This is a genomic window from Gelatiniphilus marinus, assembly GCF_042684345.1.
Taxonomy (GTDB): Bacteria; Bacteroidota; Bacteroidia; order Flavobacteriales; family Flavobacteriaceae; genus Gelatiniphilus; species Gelatiniphilus marinus.
Map to the genome: position 1 here is coordinate 1,096,660 of NZ_JBHULK010000001.1, position 19,174 is coordinate 1,115,833.

A 19,174-nucleotide genomic window follows, 5' to 3' on the forward strand; every position below is an offset into this window, starting at 1 on the left:
TTTAGTTTTGTTCGATATCATCTATATAAATGGTATAATTGGCAGATCCATCGCCTTGTGTGCCATTATCCATAATCAAAACAAGGTTGTACCAATCTATATTCGTATCAATTCCAGAGAAATCATAAGTTAAAGTTTCCCAAGCGTTTGCCAGGGTTGTTGTTGCCGTAATTTCTGCAGTTCCTGTAACTCCTGGCCAGGGTACATTATCTTCAAATTTCATAAGTAAATTTAAGCCTGCTCTTGGCGACCAAACTTTTACGGTTACTGTTGTTGCTCCTTCAAAATTAAATGGTGATGGCACCGTTATTTTAGAACCTGCCCAGGGTTGTCCTGCGCCTTTAACCATTTCTGCAACCATACTGGAAGAATTTCCGTTGGTATCTGGGTTTGCTATTACCGAAATACCCCCGCCATCAAATGAACTTAATTCGAATTTTGGTTCGAAATCCAGCATCGGGTTTGTTGATACATCATCTATATAAATGGTGTAATTGGCAGATCCGTCGCCTTGTGTTCCGTTGTCCATAATGAGTACCATGTTGTACCAATCTATATTCGTATCAATTCCTGAAAAATCGAAGGTTAAGGTTTCCCATGCATTTGCTAGTGTAGTTGTTGCGGTAATTTCTGCTGTTCCTGTAACCCCAGGCCAGGGTACATTATCTTCAAATTTCATAAGTAAATTTAAACCTGCTCTTGGCGACCAAACTTTTGCAGTAACAGTTGTTGAATTTGAAAAATTGAATGGTGTTGGGATGGTAATTTTAGAACCCGCCCATGGTTGTCCTGCTCCTTTAACCATTTCTAAAACGCTTGCCGAATTGTTTCCGTTGGTATCTGGGTTAGTTACTATTGATGTGCCGCCACCATCAAATTGATCTAAAGCGAATGGTGTTTCGAAAGTAATGGGCGTTACACTTGGTACCGTTGTAGTTGGCGCTCTGTAGAAATACAGGTTATCGACAAAAATAGTACCAGCCCCAGAAGCTACGCCATCGAATTTAAACTGAATAATATCGGCTAGATTTACCAAAGGATTGGCATCTGTAAAGAATGATAACGGAATATCGAACGATGTCCATTGGTTTGCGGTTAATTCTAAATCGTATGCGGTCTCGTTTGGCCCCGAGCTAATAGGCGATAGTTTTGCATTAAAATTATCATTGGCGGTCCATATATCAACATGAAGGAATTCCATTGCCGAAGCATCAACAGGAACGCTACTAAAATCGATACCTTGGTAAGTTAAATCGCCATATTGGATTATATTGTCTCCATTAACATCTATTTGCGTGTATGTGGTGGTTTGCCCCCAATTTGGATAATAATCAATAGGATTTGGATTTGCGTAAACATCGCTATAAATAGAAATAACATCGTTTTGAGAACGCGAAGGTGTTGGCGCCCCAGCTAATGGTTGCAATATTGCTGTAACTTGAAACTCTTCAATATATTCGGTAGTTTCAATAGCTGCACCCATGGCTACAACTCTAATGGTATAGGTTCCAGCATCTTGATAATTGTACGATGCAACTTCGCCTATGTTTGCCGTTACCGGAGTATCATTTCCGGGTTCGCCGAAATACACATCGAAAGACACTGCATAATCTGCCGTAGCCGTTACATTGACTTGTTTTGAGATTGCCGCATCGTTTTCGATGGTAACCACCAAATTTTCGGGTGCTTTAAACGACACTACCAATTCTTGATTTACCAGCGTTTTTAAACCGCTTAAACCAACAGCTTCAAGACTTACCGTATATGTACCTTCGGTATAAGTGTGTTCTAAGGTTTCGCCTTGTTTTACATTTACCAGATCTGTTGTACCATCGCCAAGCGCAATGTTGTACGACACTGCTCCATTGGAATTAGGTGTAATGGAAACCAATCCGCTATTGTCTTGTGCTACTTTAAACTGTGCCGAAACCTCTGTAGGAGCTACTATGTTTCCTACAAAACTTAAATCGTTATCGTCTTCGGCACAACTTATAAAGAATACCAAAGCAAAACTCATTATATATTTTAATGTTTTCATAAGTTAATATTTATTGTTTTTTTCGTCATAAGTATTTCGCCAATAGTGATTTCAGTTAATTTCAAAACTTTTATTATGGCGCATTTCATAAGTTAATTTTTTATGATTTAGTATCCTGGGTTTTGCGCCCATGTATTTCCTGCTAATTGTATCTCAATTTCCGGAATAGGGAAGACCTCATGTTTTCCAGTTGTAAAGCCTTCTATTTCTTGTGCTGCTCGTCCTGTTCTTACCAAATCGAAAAAACGATGGCCTTCGCCTACCAATTCCACACGGCGTTCCTTATAAATATCGTTTGTTAAGTTAGAGCCCGTAGTTGCTACATCTGGAAGCATTGCTCTTGTACGCACACGGTTTAAATAGCCTTGTGCTCTTGTATCGCTTATTCCACCTCGGTTTAAGGCTTCTGCCGCCATTAACAATACATCGGCAAAACGTATGGCTCTGTAATTGTTTGGGTTAGTTAGGTTAGCATCTCCGGTATTTAAATCGCCTTTACGGGCAATATATTTTCTGTTGTAATAGCCCGTATGCTCGAAGCCTGTAGCGAAAGTTGCACCAGTATTTGAGGCCCAAGCATTAATATCTAAAATAGCTGTATCTAATCGAATATCGCCAGCCTCAAAAGCATCAACCACTTCTTGTGTTGGTACGTTAAAACTGAACCCAGAATCGAAAACTGGCCCATTGTAGTTTCTAATGCCATTAAAACCTACTGCAACGTTACCTTCGCTACATTGCAAACAGTCAAAACCAGCGCCCTCTTGATCTGTATATTGCACCTCGAAAACCGATTCGATGTTGTTTTCAAAATCATTTTCAAAAATCGGTAATATGGTTACACCTTCAACATTTCTGGTTTCTGTTACCAAATCGTAAGGACCGTTAATTATTAAATCCTCCAATACGGTTGCAGCTTCTGCAAATTTATCTTGGTACAAGAACGCTTTTCCCAATAGAGCCTGGGCAGCGCCTTTTGTTACCCTTCCTTTTTGGGCTTGTGCATAGGGCAAGTTGGCAGCTGCAAACATTAAATCCTGCTCTATAAGGGAATAGACTTCAGATTTTGGAGATCTTTCAATAGTGAATTGATCTCCAAATTGAATACGCTTATCGATGGCAAAAGGAATATCGCCAAACCACTTTACAAGTTCGAAATTGTAATAAGCTCTTAAAAAACGGGCTTGGGCGATAATATTGTTTTTGTTTGGAAAATCTGTTTTGTCCTGAAACTCTAAAATGAAATTCGCACGATTTACCGCGCCGAACATCCAATTCCAAATATCCCTTAAATTGGCGTTGTTTGGTGTATGCCTCATGTCGTCTATTTCTTGAAAACCAACAACATCTGTAGCGCTCTCGCCACCGCATAGTGTATTATCTGATGCTATTTCTCCCAGCATCACATTTACATAGGTATATTGCAACCCATCGTAAGCTCCAATTAAAGCACTTGCGTAATCTGCTTCAGTATTAAAGAAGCTTTCAGAATTCGCGTCTGGCGAATCGACATTTACAAAGTCGTCGCTACAGGACACCATTAGCACAAAGACTATAAGTATATTTTTTATTTTTAAATTTTTCATAATTCTGAATTAAAATTTTAAGTTAAGACCAAGTAAAAAGGTTTTTGGGTTTGGATAGAACCCTTGATCTATACCTCCACCTATGGGATCTCCGCTAGATGCCGTTGGGTCGTAACCTCTGTATTCTGTTAAGGTAAATAGGTTACTTGCTGATACGTATAAACGTAGTTTGTCTATTTTTGAATCTTCTGATTCAGGCTTAAACGTATATCCTAATTGTACGTTTTGCAATCTTACAAAAGAGCCATCTTCAACAAAATAATCTGAAAACAAGCCGTTTGAATTTGCACCTGTGGTAACCCTTGGGTCTGTATTTGTACTGCCCTCACCTGTCCATCGGTTTAAGAAATTAACCGTACGGTTTGTTAAATTTTGATTACACTCGTAATTTCGTACGATTTCGTTTCCAACTGATGCAAAGGCATAGGCTGAAAAGTCGAAGTTTTTATAATCCAAAGATATATTGAGCCCCATGGTAGCTTCTGGAATTGGATCGCCTAGATTTACCCTGTCATCATCATCAATAAAACCATCGTTATTAACATCTACAAACCTTAAATCTCCTGCCTGGACTTGATCGTCAATGGTTGGATATGCGTCTAATTCTGCTTGGTTTTGAAAAACACCATCGGTCCTGTACCCCCTAAAGTAACCTATTGGGAAACCCGCTTCCATTCTTGAAGGCGGATCTTGGCCTACACCAAAACTTCCGCCTGAAAGAAACCCGCCGTCTGCACTAACCGAAACGACCTGGTTTTGAATTGTGGTAACGTTGTATTTAACGCTGAATTTAAAATTATCGTTAAAATTATCAGAATAGCCAATGGCAAATTCAAATCCTTTGTTCTCGACCACACCTGCATTAATAGTTGGTGCGCCAGAACCTGCTGCACCTGCTCCAATAATACCAGATACCTGAGGGGTTACCAATAGATCTTCGGTTCTTTTCTTAAAATAATCGGCAGTAACATCCAGCTTGTTGCTTAAAAACTTCATATCTACGCCAATATTTAAGGTTTTTTGTTTTTCCCAACGGATCTCTGGATTTGATATAACGCCCGGAACCAATCCATTCACCAGTTGGCCATCAAAAACATAGGTCCCTTCTCCGTTTAGGAGAGAAACAAACCTAAAATCTCCAATTCTGTCGTTGCCCAAAATACCGTAAGATGCTCTTAATTTCAGGAAGTTTAGGGAGTTGCTATCGGCCAGAAAATCCTCGTCTGAAACTACCCAACCAATTGAACCCGATGGGAAAATACCGAATTTGTTTTCTGGACCGAATTTAGTTGAGCCATCACGACGTACCACAGCAGACAATAAATATTTGCCTTTATAATCGTATTGCAATCTTGCGAAATAGGAGAGCAACCTAGAGTCGAAGGTGTCGTTTCTGCCTTTAAGGCGAAATCTGTCTTCAACATTCGAAGCTTGGAAAATATTGGCGTTTTGCACAATATTGCCTTCAATATCAAATCCTTTTTTTCCGGTAAATTCGCCAGTGGTTTTAAAAACCGATGTTCCTAAAAGCAGGTTGAGTTTATGAATATCGTTAAACGTGTTTTCGTATTTTACAAAAGCATCAAAGGTATAGTCTCTAAAATAATCCAAGTTTTCTATAACCTCGCTCCTATCTATATTAAATACTTTTCCGCTACCGTAATTAACAGTGGGCCTGAATATTTTAGAACGTACTTCTGAATAGTTAAACTGAACATTAGCTTGAGCCGTAAAATGCTCTAAAAAGTTATACCCTAAACCTGCATTTCCGCTTAGTTTACTTACCTTGGTTTTATCGTAGGCATTAGCAGTTTGAGCTATTGGATTAATAACCTCGTTACCCAAGCCTTCGGCTATGGTAAAAGCACCTGTTTGATCTTTAACACTTTTTGTGGGATCCATGTTCAAGGCATTAAAAAGCACCGAGCCTAATGCAGACTCAACTAAATTATTCTTGTTGGTACTTGTATAGGTTAAGCCAGAAGTGAATTTAAAATTTTCTAAAAAATCAAAATTGTAACTGGCGCGTTTTGTAAATCTGGTAAAATTAGATTTGCTTCCGCCAACAATACCATCTTGTTTTAAAAAAGAGCTACTAAACGAGTACGATGATTTTTCGGTACCACCTTTAAAGGTAATGCTATTGTTAAAAATCGGCGCTGTTTGAAAAACTTGGTCTTGCCAATTCGTACCAACACCCAAGGCAGATAAATCTGTAAAAGGAGGAGTACTGCCACCAGCTGCAAAGGCTTCGTTTACCAAAGCAGCGTATTCTGTAGCGTTTAGCGCCGGCAACTTCCTGGAGGTTTGTTGAAAACCAGTATAGGCAGAATACTCTATTGTTAAAGGCATATCTTTACGCCCTGTTTTAGTTGTTATTAATACTACACCATTGGCTGCTCTTACACCATAAATACCCGCCGTAGCATCTTTTAGCACATTAATGCTTTCTATATCGCTGGGATTTACAACGCTTAAGTCTTCAACTACATTGCCATCTACTAATATTAATGGTCTGCTATCTCCGTTTGTAGAAACACCTCTAATACTTATGGTTGTGCCACCGCCCGGGGAACCCGATTGCGATGTAATATTAACACCGGCTACTTGCCCTTGTAAAGCCTGCTCTACTCTTGTGGGCTTTAAGGCTTCTATGGTCTCTGACCCGATAACGGAAACAGCTCCTGTTATTTCTTTTTTGGTTTGCGTGCCGTAACCAATTACAACTACTTCGCTTAATTGGGCTATATCTGGCAACATCTGTATATTAAGGTTACTGCCATTGGCCACCACAACTTCTTGCGTTATATAGCCTATGTAACTAAATACAAGTGTTGAACCGACTTGAATATCGTTTATAGTAAAATTACCATCAAAGTCGGTAACGGATCCCGTACTTGTACCTTTAACCAATACGTTGGCTCCGGGTATGGGAAAGCCTGTATCGTCCTGTACATTTCCACTAACACTTACATTTTGGGCACTGGAATATGCCATAAAGAAAAGCGCTAGAATTTTAAAGAGATTGTGTCTCATTGAATTAGTTTTTTGAGTTTAGTTAAAATTAAACTATACGATTGATGTATCCTTATATTTTACCCAAACAAAAAGCATACATAACAAAAAACTATAGCATTTGATGCTTAAAGCATAATAAAATCGGGTGTTTTGGCAACATATTACCAAACAATAAATTAGTGTTAAAAAAACGTTATTTTATTAAATGTTGTGGTATTGTATAGGTATGTATGGCTCATACTAAACACCTATACTTCAAGGATATAATTTGTTAAGCTGGATTGGTGCGGTAAATTCATTTTTTTTCTTAATCGATAACGCTTAACCTCCACGCTTCGAGGCGAGATATTTAATAGAGGTGCAATTTCCTTTGAAGCAAGGTTTAGCCTAAGGTATGCACAGAGCCTTAAATCGTTTGATGTTAACGATGGGTGCAAAGCCTTGATTTTTTTAAGAAAGTCTTTATCGGCGTTGTTAAAAGCTTCTTCAAACACATTCCAATCGTCTGTGTTGTTAAGGTTTTTATCTATCATCCTAATCACAGATTTAAGGCTTTTATCGTTTTCGGAAACGCTTTTAAGCTCTTTTTTAAGGCTATTTAAAAACTCGTTCTTTTTAATTAGGCTCATGGTTGATATTCCCAACTCGCGGTTTTTACTTTCTATATCCTGCCTTAGTTTTTCGTTATTAAAACGCATTAATTGTTGTTGGTTTTCAAGTTCTTTCAATTCTAATTCGCTTGCGTTTTTCTGCAACAATTTTTCTCTTTGTTTTTTGTAATGGCGCTTATATAAATTATGCAACAGTAGAGAAAACAAGATAAATAAAATACTATAAACAATTATGGCTTGGTAAGACAGGGCCCAAGGTCTTTCAATTTTAAAACTATAGGTTGCTGTATTATTGGTTATATTGTTGCCAACTTTTGCCCTTACGTTAAAAACATACTCGCCATACGGTAGGTTTTTAAACAGTATGCTGGAACTGGCAGACCAACTGCTCCACTCTGGGTAAATGCCTTTTAATTGGTATTGATACTCGGTATCTAGGTACTTATCAAATTCTGCGACACTGTAATTAAACTCAATATTATTGGCCTTGTTTTTAAAAAGCCCTTTATTGTGTTTGGATACAATTTGCAGGTTTCCTTTTAAATCGTTTGTAGAAATGGTATTTATGGATATGCTGTATGTTTTTTCATTTAACTTATCTAGGTCTAAAACAACGTATCCTGTTGATGTACCAATTAAATGCTTATTGTTTTGCAAATGCGAGATATTTTCGTAGCCTGTTAAGCCTTTGGGGAGTGCCGTAGAATACGATATTTTATTAACTTTTGGTATGCTACTTAATTTACCGGGTGAAAGATAACTTAGGTTATTTTGGGAAAAACTCCATAGAATATTGTTTTCTTTGTCTGATATTAGTTTGCCAGAAGTATAATTGGTTTTAGTGTACAAACCATTATAAACAGAGTCTTTTATAAATCGCTTCTGTGCTAAACTATACTTAAAAACCCCTTCGTTATGGGCATATAAAATATTGCTATTGTGCTTTATAACGCTAGAATTAAGGCTTTTGCCAACTATTGAATCTTTAACAACTTGGGTAGCCCTGGTAAAATCTTTATCAACTGTTATTTTATAAATACCCTTAGATTCGTGGCTTACAAAAATATTATCATTGTAAATTTCGAAAAACTTGCTTGAAATATCGAAACCTTCAATTTTGTTTTTTAAAACCCATATACCATTTACCTTGGTAATTACGTTAAGCCCATTATAATTACCTTGCAACAACTCGTTTTCTTTGTTTTGTATTGGAGCAATGTTCCAGGTACCTTGTATGTCCACTGTTAATTTGGCAGTGTCTTTGTTTACAATAAAAGTACCCGCATCGTGGCCGCAAAACAAGGTGTTTTTTAATTTTATTAAACTCCAAACCGGACCTTGGGTGTTTTCGACGAATTGAAACTCGGAATCGGAATACAGAGGTTTGTAGTACAAACCTTGATTGGTGCCCAAGTACAAGTAATCATTGTGCACTGCCGAGGCGTAAACAGTTCCTATTTTGCCTTCTTTGTCGTAATATATCCTGAAGGGCGATTTTATGTTAACACAATTAATCCCATTATCTAGCGCTAGCCATATATTATTTTCGGTGTCTTCAAAAATAGCATGTATGGTATTGTTGCTTAAACCACGTTTTATGTTAATGTGGAACTTGATCTCGCCTTCTTCTGTAACGTGGAATATCCCGTTAGATCTGGTACCCAGCACAAAACTGCCATCGCGTAATTTAGCGCTCCTGTAAACCCCGCTTTGAGGAAGCAATTTGTTGGCCGGTATATTCCATGGCTTTAAAGTGTTGTTTTCTAAAATGTAAAAACCCGCATTTTCGGTTTCTATTAGAAGGTTTTCCTTATGATTAAAAACGTTAACCAACAAACTGTTTTTTAAGACCGCATGGTTTGAAATTAATTTGGGCATGCCGTTTTCAATTTTATACAACCCCGCTTTTGTTTGCTGAAAGTAAATGCTACCGTTAACCTTGAACATTTTGTAAATGGTAGAATCTGTATCGATAACCACATAAGTGTCATTGATTTTGTTATAGATATAGATGCGCTGTAGGGATTGAAACAAGATATAATCGTCGAAATTTACAATGCTCCAAAATTCCTCTTCTTCAAGAAATTCAATTTGAAGCCTTTGTGAAAGCGATGTATAGATCAAATCGCCCAATTGGTTTCTTTGCCAATACCCAAACTCTTTACTGCAGCCCGTGTATATTACATCATCAAAAACGTTAACAGATCTAATTATGGTTTGGTTAGGCGAGGGGTATAAACGCCATTTGGCTCCATTAAACTCTAAAAGGCCTTTGTTGTTGGCAACATAAATGTTTTTATCTTTTGATTGGGCAATGGACCAATTTTGATTTTCTGCTCCATACATTTTTGGCGTATAAACTTGTATGGGCGGTATTTCCTGGGCCTTAATTATTAAAGAACCCAAAAGGTATATACATGTTGCAAGCCTAAATAGTTTTTTCAATTTTAAAGCAGTTATTGTTGCGTTACCAATATAACAAAATCCTTTTATTTATTGAAATCTTGAGCATTTTGTATGGTTTTTGTATGGTTTTTTACATAAATAAAATCAACTAACAATTGTTGGATAAAACAATAAATTTACCACAAAAAAAAGCTCCGGTGCATGATAACAACGGAGCTATATGTTTTATACTTTTTTAAAGCCTAACTTTTTTGGTTAAATATTAAACCAGTTTTTAATTATGTTTTTTTCTATATTTTGATGACTGTTATGTACAAACTCATTTTTAATGGCATTATAAGTATAGACTTCTCCCCAGTCTTTAAAATGTTTAGCAACAGCTTCAATGGCATCGCAAATAAATTGCACTTCATTATTAGTCATGGTTGGATGAATAGACATTCTTACCCAACCCGGGCGTTCAATTAAACAGCCATCGAGTATTTTCTTTTCTATGGATTTGGATGTTGGCTCATCAACATTAAGCAAATAATGCCCATAGGTACCTGCACAACTACAACCACCTCTGGTTTGTACTCCAAACTTATCATTTAAAAGTTTTACTATTAAGTTGTAATGTGCATCTTCTATATAAAATGAAAATACGCCCAATCTATCGGTATGGTTTTCTGCTAGAACACGCAGGTTCTTTATTTTTTTTAAACGTTTAAATATAATAGCATTAAGCTCGTGCTCTCTGTCTAAAATATTTTTAACGCCCATTTTTTCTTTTAGTTTAATAGATAAAGCTATTTTAATGGCCTGTAAAAAGCCTGGGGTGCCACCATCTTCTCGGGTTTCAATATCATCAATATAGTCGTGGTCGCCCCATGGGTTTGTATAGCTTACCGTACCGCCCCCGGGATTATCGGGCACTAGGTTTTTATAGAGTTTTTTGTTAAATATTAATACGCCGGAAGCCCCCGGTCCACCTAAAAACTTATGCGGAGAAAAGCTTATGGCATCTAAATACTCATCGTCGTTTTTTGGATGCATATTTATATTAACGTAGGGTGCAGAACAGGCAAAATCTACAAAGCACAAGCCGTTATTTTGGTGCATTACCCTAGCTATATCGTGGTAGTTTGTTCTTATGCCGGTAACGTTAGAGCAGCCTGTAATGGCAGCTATTTTTATGGGGCAGTCTTTATGTTGGGTTATTAAATCTTGCAACTTATTAATACAGGGTAAGCCATCAGTATTAGAAGGAATTACTTTTACCCGCGCAATGGTTTCCAACCACGAGGTTTGATTGGAGTGGTGCTCCATGTGCGAAACGAAAATTATTGGCCGTTTTGCTTCTGGAACCTGGGTGTGATCTTTTAAATTTTCATTTATTTTTAATCCTAATATACGCTGAAACTTGTTAATTGCACCGGTCATGCCCGTACCAACGGTTATTAAAACATCGTCTTTTGAAGCGTTAACATGTTTTTTAATAATGCTTCTCGCATCGTGGTAAGCCAGCGTCATTGCAGAACCTGTAACAGAGGTTTCGGTATGGGTATTGGCTACGTATGGGCCAATATCATTCAGTAATTTTTCTTCTATGGATTTATAAAGTCTTCCGCTGGCTGTCCAATCGGCATAAATAATTTTCTTTTTACCATAAGGCGAATCAAATTCTTGGTTAATGCCAATAATTTCTTCTCTAAAAGGCTTAAAGTAAGCTTCAAGATTTGATGCTTTTTTTTTAATGCTTAAAATATTTTTAAGGGTATTGGACATAAATTATAAATTCTTAACAAAACAATAGCTAAGGTACTTTTATTAGATTACTTTAAAGGAAGCTATTTGTTTTATTTACAAAAATAACGATAAAATTAGGCCCAATAAAAATTTATTGAAACGAAGTAAGCTCGAGGCAGTACCAGTATTCTTGTGGCTTAGAAGTGTTTAAGCTTGGTTTTTTGGGAATCTTAGGGCCAAAAAACTAAATTTATTATTTATATTCCCGATTCCGATCGCTATCGGGATCGGGATCGGGAATTAAACTTAAACGGAAACGCCAAGGCGAAGCTATGGGGCATTTTTTTGGTTAATAGTAACTTTGGCAAACCCGTGCAGCTTTATAATTTTATCCTTCTTTAGCAGCCAAATAACGCTCTGCATCTAAAGCTGCCATACAGCCTGTTCCTGCAGCAGTTACGGCTTGCCTGTAAACATGGTCGGCGGCATCGCCAGATACAAAAACGCCATCTACATTGGTTTTAGATGTTCCGGGTTCGTTAATAATGTATCCTGTTTCGTCTAGATTAAGGTAATCTTTAAAAATATCGGTATTTGGTTTGTGTCCAATAGCCACAAAAAAGCCTGTGGCTGGAATCTCGTGCTTTTCGTGGGTTATATTATTAAATACGCGCACACCGGTTACCACTTGTCCATCTCCCAGAACCTCATCGGTTTCGGTATTGAATAATATTTCAATGTTTTCTGTGTTTTTAACTCGAGCCGCCATAATTTTTGAAGCTCTAAACTCGTCTCGTCTTACCAACATGGTAACTTTAGTACATAGCTTAGATAAGTAATGCGCTTCCTCGCAAGCCGAATCTCCGGCACCAACAATAACCACTTCTTGATTTCTGTAGAAAAAGCCATCGCAAACGGCACATGCCGAAACGCCACCACCTAGTTTCAAGTATTTTTGCTCAGATTCCAAACCCAAATACTTAGCAGAAGCTCCTGTTGAAATAATTACTGTATCGCAGTGTATTTCTTTGGTATCGTTAACCCATACTTTATGCACATCGCCAGAAAAATCTACCTTGGTAACCCAACCATTGCGCACATCGGTTTCAAACCGTTCTGCTTGTTTTTGTAATTCAATCATCATTTCGGGCCCAGTTATACCATCTGGATACCCAGGGAAATTTTCAACTTCGTTGGTAGTTGTTAATTGCCCACCTGGTTGTGTACCTTGATATAAAACGGGTTTCATATTAGCTCTTGCCGCATAAATAGCAGCCGTATAACCTGCGGGCCCAGACCCTATAATTAAGCATTTTACTTTTTCTATTGTATCAGACATATTTTCAAAATTTATAGTTGCAAAAGTAGCTTTTTTGAGGCAATGCTTACCGAGAAGTTATCAACAGTTTTTATTAAAAAATAGTTATAATTTATTAATCTATTTTATGCTAATTACAGCATTTTTTTAAGCTAAGGTTATAGACATTCTAATGAATATTGTTTTAGGATATCATATAATAACCAGTAAGTTTTATACCCCTAACAATACTTGAATCGCACCATAAAACATAGCAATAATTAAAAAAATCTGCTCGAAAACAAAACTTACCGAAATTTTTATTTAGCTTTGGTAAATCAAAAAAAAACAGAAATGATGCGTAACACCGCCATTTATAGAAAGCAAAGCACCTCTTGTTTAAAGGCAAGATGTTGGGCTTATTATTTATTGTGGTGATATGATTATAAAACATTACACTATTTTTAAAAGTCCGACTTCGCAGTCGGACTTTTTGTTTTTAGTAAAACCATCAATTTAAAAAATATGATGAAAATGAGATTTCCGCTTTAGCGGAAATAAAAAAACCAACCAATACAATGAAAACACTATTTAACAATTACCTAGAATCTTTTAAAGGTTTATCGAAAAACATTTGGTACCTCGCTTTAATATCTTTAATTAACAGGGCGGGCACAATGGTTATTCCGTTTTTGTCGTTATACCTAACCAAAAACCTCGATTTTAGTAAAGATGATGCTGGTTGGATTTTGGTTTTCTTTGGTATTGGTTCGCTTATAGGCTCGTGGTTAGGCGGTTGGTTAACAGACAAAATTGGCTTTTATAAAGTTATGGTTTTAAGCCTGTTTGTAACCGGAATAGGCTTTATAGGTTTACAGTACATAACATCGTTTTGGGGTTTGTGTTTTGCCATTTTATTTATAATGATAGTTGCAGATACGTTTCGTCCTGCTTTATTTGTATCGTTAAAAACGTATAGCAAGCCAGAAAACCAAACCAGATCTTTAGCTTTAATTCGTTTGGCCATTAATTTAGGAATGGGTGTTGGCCCAACATTAGCCGGCTTAATAATTGTTACAAAAGGCTATAATATGCTGTTTTGGATTGATGGTATAACTTGCATAACCGCTATTGTTGCATTTTATATTTTAGTAAAAGAAGTAAAACAAAAACGTAGCACAGAAATAGAATCTAAAGTTATTAAAGCCAAAAATGTAATTTACCAAGATACATCGTATTGGATATTTATTGCCATTTGTTTTTTAATGGGCATGACGTTTTTTCAGTTATTAGTTACCATGCCCATTTACTACGAAGAACAATTCGGTTTAAACGAATTTAACATTGGGCTAATAATGTTTATAAATGTGGCCATTATTGTTGTTTTAGAAATGCCATTCATACATTTTCTTGAGAAAAAAAACATAAAGCACACCCAATTTATTATGGTATCTTGTATTTTATTCGGGCTGAGTTTTTATGTACTTTACAACAATTTCTGGATAGGTATTTTAATAGTAAGCATGGTTATTATAACTTTTGCCGAAATGTTAGGGTTCCCTTACACCAACACCTTTGCCTTAAAACGGGCAAAAGCTGGTTTCGAGGGCAGCTATATGGCCTTGTACGCCATGTCGTTTTCTTTGGCACACATATTCAGTTCTAAAATAGGATTAAGTATTGTAGAACATTATGGCTATCAGATAAATTGGTTAATTACAGGCGCGTTCGCAACCTTGGCAACATTACTTTCAATATGGTTGAATAATAGAGTAAAAAACAATTTATAATCCATTTAAACCAAATAACCATTCCGTCGTTAAATGTTGAAAAAGCAACAGCGTTTTATAAAATCTTGGGGCTGCATCTTATTGTAGATGCAACACCAAATTATGTAAGGTTTGAATGCCCAGACAGAAATTCAACGTTTTCATTTCATAAAGTAAAAAAATTACCAGAGGCAAAGGCATTACTGTTTATTTTGAAGATGACATTCTTGATGAATTAACAAAACATCTAAAAGCAAAAGGCATTATATTTACAAGTGAACCCGAAGATAAAATGTGGTTGTGGCGAGAAGCCCATTTAAACGATTTAGATGGCAATCACATCATTTTTATAAAGCTGGTAAAAACAAGAAAAATCCGCCTTGGCGCCTACAATAAATTATGAAGAGAACAATATCTATTTTAATTACGATACTTTTTGTGAATTTTAATTCTCATTAAGGCAAAAAACAATAGTTATGAGTATGATTGAAAAATGGAAAAAATTACCAGTTTTTAAAAAAGCTATGGAAATACAAAATTGGTGGATTACATTTTAGAATGTGTTGAAAAATCTGTTATTGAATTTGAAAATGAAATTGAATCAAAAATAAGAAAGAATAATTTACAATACCTAAGAGAAAACGCAATAATTATACCCTCAAAAATTGCTGGGGCCGCAGACCAAGATATGTTTTACGATATTAAAATGGAAAACGCTACTATTATTAGAAAAGCCGCAAGAGAACTTATTACCGATGCTAAAGCTATACAAATGCACGGTTTTAAAGATATTGAATATTTAGACTTACTAAGAATTGAAGTGGATGCGTTTAGAATTTTATTTGCAGAATGGGTAAAAACTTTTAACCGTAAGTATTATATTACTGATAGATGGGAGGGGCTTTTTAATCCTCTGGGTATAAATTACGACGAAAAAGACCCAGATGATACATACCTTTTAATTTAGATGATTTTGAAGAACAATAACTAATCAATAGGCTTAACCTCTTTTTGTTTTACCACCCGAGACAAAACAATCTGCGTTTTGCTTTCGCCGTAAATTATCAATTGGTCTATAAATTCCTCGAGGTGTTTTTGGTCTTTTAAAACCACTTCCATAACTATATTCTCATCGCCCGTAATACGATAGCAATTTATAACTTCGTGGTAGGTTTTTACTTTTTCCAAAAACGGTTTTAGCTTTCCCATAAAAGCCCGCAAAGTAATAATGGCTTTAAATTGGTATCCCAGCTCGAATGGCGAAACCAAGGTTTTATAATCTTCAATAACCCCCAAATCTTCCATTTTTTTTATACGCTCTGAAACGGCCGGTGAGCTAATGCCAACCTGCCTTCCAATCTCTGCATTAGATTGCCTTGCGTTTTGTTGTAAGCACTTTAAAATCTTCTTATTCAGGTTGTCCATATTTATTTAAAGAAATTAAACAGTAAAACATTAATATTTAAATCAAAAATACAAATTTACTTTAAAACCTAAAGACCAATGTGGATTCTTGTGAGTAATTTTGATGAAATTGCTTTAGAAAAAATAATCATGTTACCTAATACCCCACAAAACCTATCGGAATTACCGATTTATAAAAAAGCTTTAGATATTTTTGTCTTATCTCAGAACATTTCCGCTTACTTAAATCAGGATTTATCTGTTTTAAAAGACGATGGGTCCGAGGATGTTAACATTTATTTTTCAGGCGATATAGTACAGCAATCGGTATCTTTGGTTCCTGAAATCGTTAATGCAGAATTAGAGCGTTATACAGAAAGAAGACACAAACACATCGCATCGCTTAAACGCATTACAAACATGTTATACAAAAACTCGTATCGTTTAGAGCATTCTAACAGCAACGGCAAAGATTTTTTACCCATTTTACGTAAAGAATTAAAAAAGTTTAAAAAATTGCAACGTACTTGGTTGCTTACTCTATAAGCTATTTAACCAATACCCTTTTACGCTTTTTTTAGGAGACAGTTTACTGTTTTTTGTAAAATTTTTCTTTTACATTTTAAGAATAATCTTATATTTACAAAAAGTAAATTATGGAAAACCTATTGGTAAAAGACAACTTTTTAAGAAGCAAGCATACATTAATTCTATTTGCAATTTTGGCAGGTACAGATTTGCTCTCGATAGGTTTAAGCTATTATCAAAACTCGGTTTTAAAAGCTTATGAGTACGGTGAATATTCAGATGAGTATATTACCAACCTAGATTATGCCACCATGTTTTTGGCAATATTTAAATTTATATGCATAATAAGCCTAATTGTTTTGTTTATAAAATGGTTTAGAAGAGCTTACGCGAATTTAATCCGTTTGGATATTGGTATGGATTATACTGAAAACGCTGCCGTTTGGGGCTACTTTATTCCGTTTGTAAACTGGGTGCGCCCCGTAAAAACAATGAAGGAAATATATTTAAAAACGCAAAAAGCCATAAAAGCATACGATTCTACATTGGTTTTAGATCAAAACACAAGTTTTATAGTTTTGTGGTGGATACTGTATATAGTAAATGGTGTGGTTGGCAATTTCGCCTCGAAAGCCATGAACCGCGCAACAACGATTGATGAGTTTATAGATGCAAATAATTTTTACATGGTGTCTGATTTGGTAGATATTTTATCGATTGCTTTAGCTGTAATTGTTATTCAAAAAATTTCTAAACTTGAATTATCCCTTAAAAAAACAGATAGATCTGTATCGCTAATCGATCAAATTGGAACCCAATAAACCTTTTGCAACGCTTACTTACCTGTTTATGTTTGATAAACCGGAGATTTTTTGGTTTGTCAACATTACTTTTTTAAAAAATTAAAGACAGCTATTAAAAAAACATAAGAATTTTACCCAAATAATTAAAAAAAATAAGATTCCTAAGCTAATATTTTTATATATTAACAGTGATATTTATCTTACTTTGCTAAAAGCAAAAGTATGTTAAAAAAATCTATTTTAGTTGAAAACAAAAGCAGTATAACCACCAAAAACCTGCAATTGGTAATAAAAAACGATTATAGGGAATCTACTATACCTATTGAAGATATTGGATTTGTAATAATAGACAATCCCGAAGTTTACATAAGCATTACCACGTTAAACTTACTTATAGAAAACAATTGTGCTGTTGTAATTTGCAGTAAATCGCATTTGCCAAACGGCCTGTTTTTAAACCTAAACAGCCACCACATTCAACAAGCACTGTTTAAGCACCAAATAAACGCCAGCACACCTTTAAAAAAGCAATTATGGCAGCAAACCGTAATTGAAAAAATTACAAATCAAGGTTTACTGCTAGAAAAAATTACTCGAAATAAAAACAAATTTGATTATTTGGCATCTAAAGTATTAAGTGGCGATACCAGCAATATGGAAGGTGTTGCCGCCAACTTTTATTGGAAATCTTTTTTTAAAGAAGATTTTAAACGCGAACGTTTTGGCCAATACCCCAACAACTTTTTAAACTACGGTTATGCCATTTTAAGGGCAGCTACCGCTAGAGCACTTTCTGGCAGTGGACTGCTAAACACCTTGGGCATACACCACAAAAGCAAATACAATGCCTTTGCGCTTGCAGACGATATTATGGAACCTTTTAGACCACTTGTTGACGAAGCCGTTTACACCTTAATGGAACATTACGACGCGCAGGAACTTAACACCGAAATAAAATCTGTTTTATTACAAATACTAACACGCACCGTTTATTTTAAAGACGAAAAAAGTCCTTTAATGGTGGCTTTACAAAAAACAGCCAGCTCGCTACAGCAATGTTTTACAGGCGAAATAAAAAAAATAAAGTACCCAAAATTATGGAATTAAACGGCTATAGAATTATGTGGTTATTTGTTTTTTTTGATTTACCAACCGATACGGCAAAAGACCGTAAAAACGCAGCAGGCTTTAGAAAAAACTTGCTTAAAGATGGTTTTAACATGATGCAATACTCTGTATATATGCGCCACTGCGCCAGTAGCGAAAGTGCCGATGCGCACGAAAAACGCATAAAACGCTTATTACCGCCTTTGGGCAAAGTGAGCATATTAAGAATAACCGACAAACAATTTGGAAACATTATGAATTTTTGGGGACGTGCAGAAGTACCCAAAGAACCACCACCCACACAACTTGAGTTATTTTAATTTAAAAAAAATCTTAAAACAAAAAAAACGCTTCAATCTTGCCTTATCACTGCAAAAAAGAAGCGTTTTTTTATACGATATTTCACTCTAGCTTATTGATTATTAGAAGGTAACATACCAACTAATATCGTGTTTTCTAATCTTTAATCAAACCACAACATATCAAGTAAAATAGTATTAAAGCGAAAGAATATCGTGTTTTCTAATCTTTAATCAAACCACAACCTCCAGGACCTTTTGTGTAACGTTCCAATTAATATCGTGTTTTCTAATCTTTAATCAAACCACAACTAGGTTTATATTCCTTATGTTTTAAATCAGAATATCGTGTTTTCTAATCTTTAATCAAACCACAACGTGTTTATGATGCTAATACATTATTTGTGAAATATCGTGTTTTCTAATCTTTAATCAAACCACAACGTGCTTTGGGTCTAATTCAATATTATAATAAATATCGTGTTTTCTAATCTTTAATCAAACCACAACATTTAAAAAAGTACTTTGCTATACAGGAGCAATATCGTGTTTTCTAATCTTTAATCAAACCACAACACTT

At 35.6% G+C, this 19,174-nt stretch carries 13 protein-coding genes and 1 CRISPR repeat array (1 of these 14 cut by a window edge); of the genes, 6 read left to right on the top strand and 7 right to left on the bottom strand.

Features of this window, described 5'->3' with window-relative positions; all coding sequences use genetic code 11:
- Window position 1 precedes the first annotated feature (1 nt).
- The 6 genes from ACFSQS_RS04640 to trxB all read right to left on the bottom strand — a co-directional run bounded on the left by ACFSQS_RS04640 (window position 2) and on the right by trxB (window position 12,726).
- The gene (locus ACFSQS_RS04640) at window positions 2-2,038 is read right to left on the bottom strand and encodes a hypothetical protein (protein WP_388014820.1); all 2,037 of its coding nucleotides are present in this window, start codon (window positions 2,036-2,038) and stop codon (window positions 2-4) included.
- A 107-nt stretch (window positions 2,039-2,145) separates the two neighbouring features.
- Complete coding sequence (locus ACFSQS_RS04645; protein ID WP_388014823.1) at window positions 2,146-3,624, bottom strand: RagB/SusD family nutrient uptake outer membrane protein; 1,479 nt, start codon at window positions 3,622-3,624, stop codon at window positions 2,146-2,148.
- 9 nt (window positions 3,625-3,633) lie between these two features.
- On the bottom strand, window positions 3,634-6,660 hold the full coding sequence (locus ACFSQS_RS04650; protein WP_388014826.1) for a SusC/RagA family TonB-linked outer membrane protein: 3,027 nt from the start codon (window positions 6,658-6,660) through the stop codon (window positions 3,634-3,636).
- A 230-nt stretch (window positions 6,661-6,890) separates the two neighbouring features.
- Window positions 6,891-9,698: a helix-turn-helix and ligand-binding sensor domain-containing protein gene (locus tag ACFSQS_RS04655; RefSeq protein WP_388014829.1), complete on the bottom strand. Its 2,808-nt coding sequence runs from the start codon at window positions 9,696-9,698 to the stop codon at window positions 6,891-6,893.
- A gap of 216 nt (window positions 9,699-9,914) precedes the next feature.
- Window positions 9,915-11,426, bottom strand: coding sequence for an aminotransferase class V-fold PLP-dependent enzyme (locus tag ACFSQS_RS04660; protein ID WP_388014832.1), 1,512 nt, complete (start codon window positions 11,424-11,426; stop codon window positions 9,915-9,917).
- Between the two features lie 349 nt (window positions 11,427-11,775).
- Window positions 11,776-12,726 (bottom strand): thioredoxin-disulfide reductase, encoded by a 951-nt coding sequence (gene trxB, locus ACFSQS_RS04665; RefSeq protein ID WP_388014835.1) that lies wholly within the window; start codon window positions 12,724-12,726, stop codon window positions 11,776-11,778.
- A 536-nt stretch (window positions 12,727-13,262) separates the two neighbouring features.
- Here trxB and ACFSQS_RS04670 point away from each other — a divergent pair.
- Entirely contained in the window at window positions 13,263-14,474 is a 1,212-nt protein-coding gene (locus tag ACFSQS_RS04670) for an MDR family MFS transporter (RefSeq protein WP_388014839.1), read from the top strand.
- A gap of 520 nt (window positions 14,475-14,994) precedes the next feature.
- Entirely contained in the window at window positions 14,995-15,420 is a 426-nt protein-coding gene (locus tag ACFSQS_RS04675; RefSeq protein ID WP_388014842.1) for a hypothetical protein, read from the top strand.
- A 20-nt stretch (window positions 15,421-15,440) separates the two neighbouring features.
- Here ACFSQS_RS04675 and ACFSQS_RS04680 read toward each other — a convergent pair whose 3' ends face one another.
- Window positions 15,441-15,884, bottom strand: a complete 444-nt coding sequence (locus tag ACFSQS_RS04680; protein ID WP_388015118.1) for an Lrp/AsnC family transcriptional regulator — start codon at window positions 15,882-15,884, stop codon at window positions 15,441-15,443.
- A gap of 72 nt (window positions 15,885-15,956) precedes the next feature.
- Here ACFSQS_RS04680 and ACFSQS_RS04685 point away from each other — a divergent pair, with 72 nt between their 5' ends.
- From ACFSQS_RS04685 to cas2, 4 genes are all read left to right on the top strand, one after another.
- A complete protein-coding gene (locus ACFSQS_RS04685) occupies window positions 15,957-16,403 on the top strand; it encodes a hypothetical protein (protein WP_388014845.1) in 447 nt (148 codons plus the stop codon).
- A 110-nt stretch (window positions 16,404-16,513) separates the two neighbouring features.
- Window positions 16,514-17,206, top strand: a complete 693-nt coding sequence (locus ACFSQS_RS04690) for a DUF4328 domain-containing protein (RefSeq protein WP_388014848.1) — start codon at window positions 16,514-16,516, stop codon at window positions 17,204-17,206.
- A 204-nt stretch (window positions 17,207-17,410) separates the two neighbouring features.
- The gene (gene cas1, locus ACFSQS_RS04695) at window positions 17,411-18,295 is read left to right on the top strand and encodes a type II CRISPR-associated endonuclease Cas1 (protein WP_388014851.1); all 885 of its coding nucleotides are present in this window, start codon (window positions 17,411-17,413) and stop codon (window positions 18,293-18,295) included.
- Window positions 18,286-18,615 (top strand): CRISPR-associated endonuclease Cas2, encoded by a 330-nt coding sequence (cas2, locus tag ACFSQS_RS04700; protein ID WP_388014854.1) that lies wholly within the window; start codon window positions 18,286-18,288, stop codon window positions 18,613-18,615. The genes cas1 and cas2 overlap by 10 nt, the downstream gene beginning before the upstream one ends.
- A 123-nt stretch (window positions 18,616-18,738) precedes the next feature.
- Window positions 18,739-19,174: direct repeats of the CRISPR family, unit length 36 nt; unit sequence AATATCGTGTTTTCTAATCTTTAATCAAACCACAAC (it continues 1,245 nt past the right edge of the window).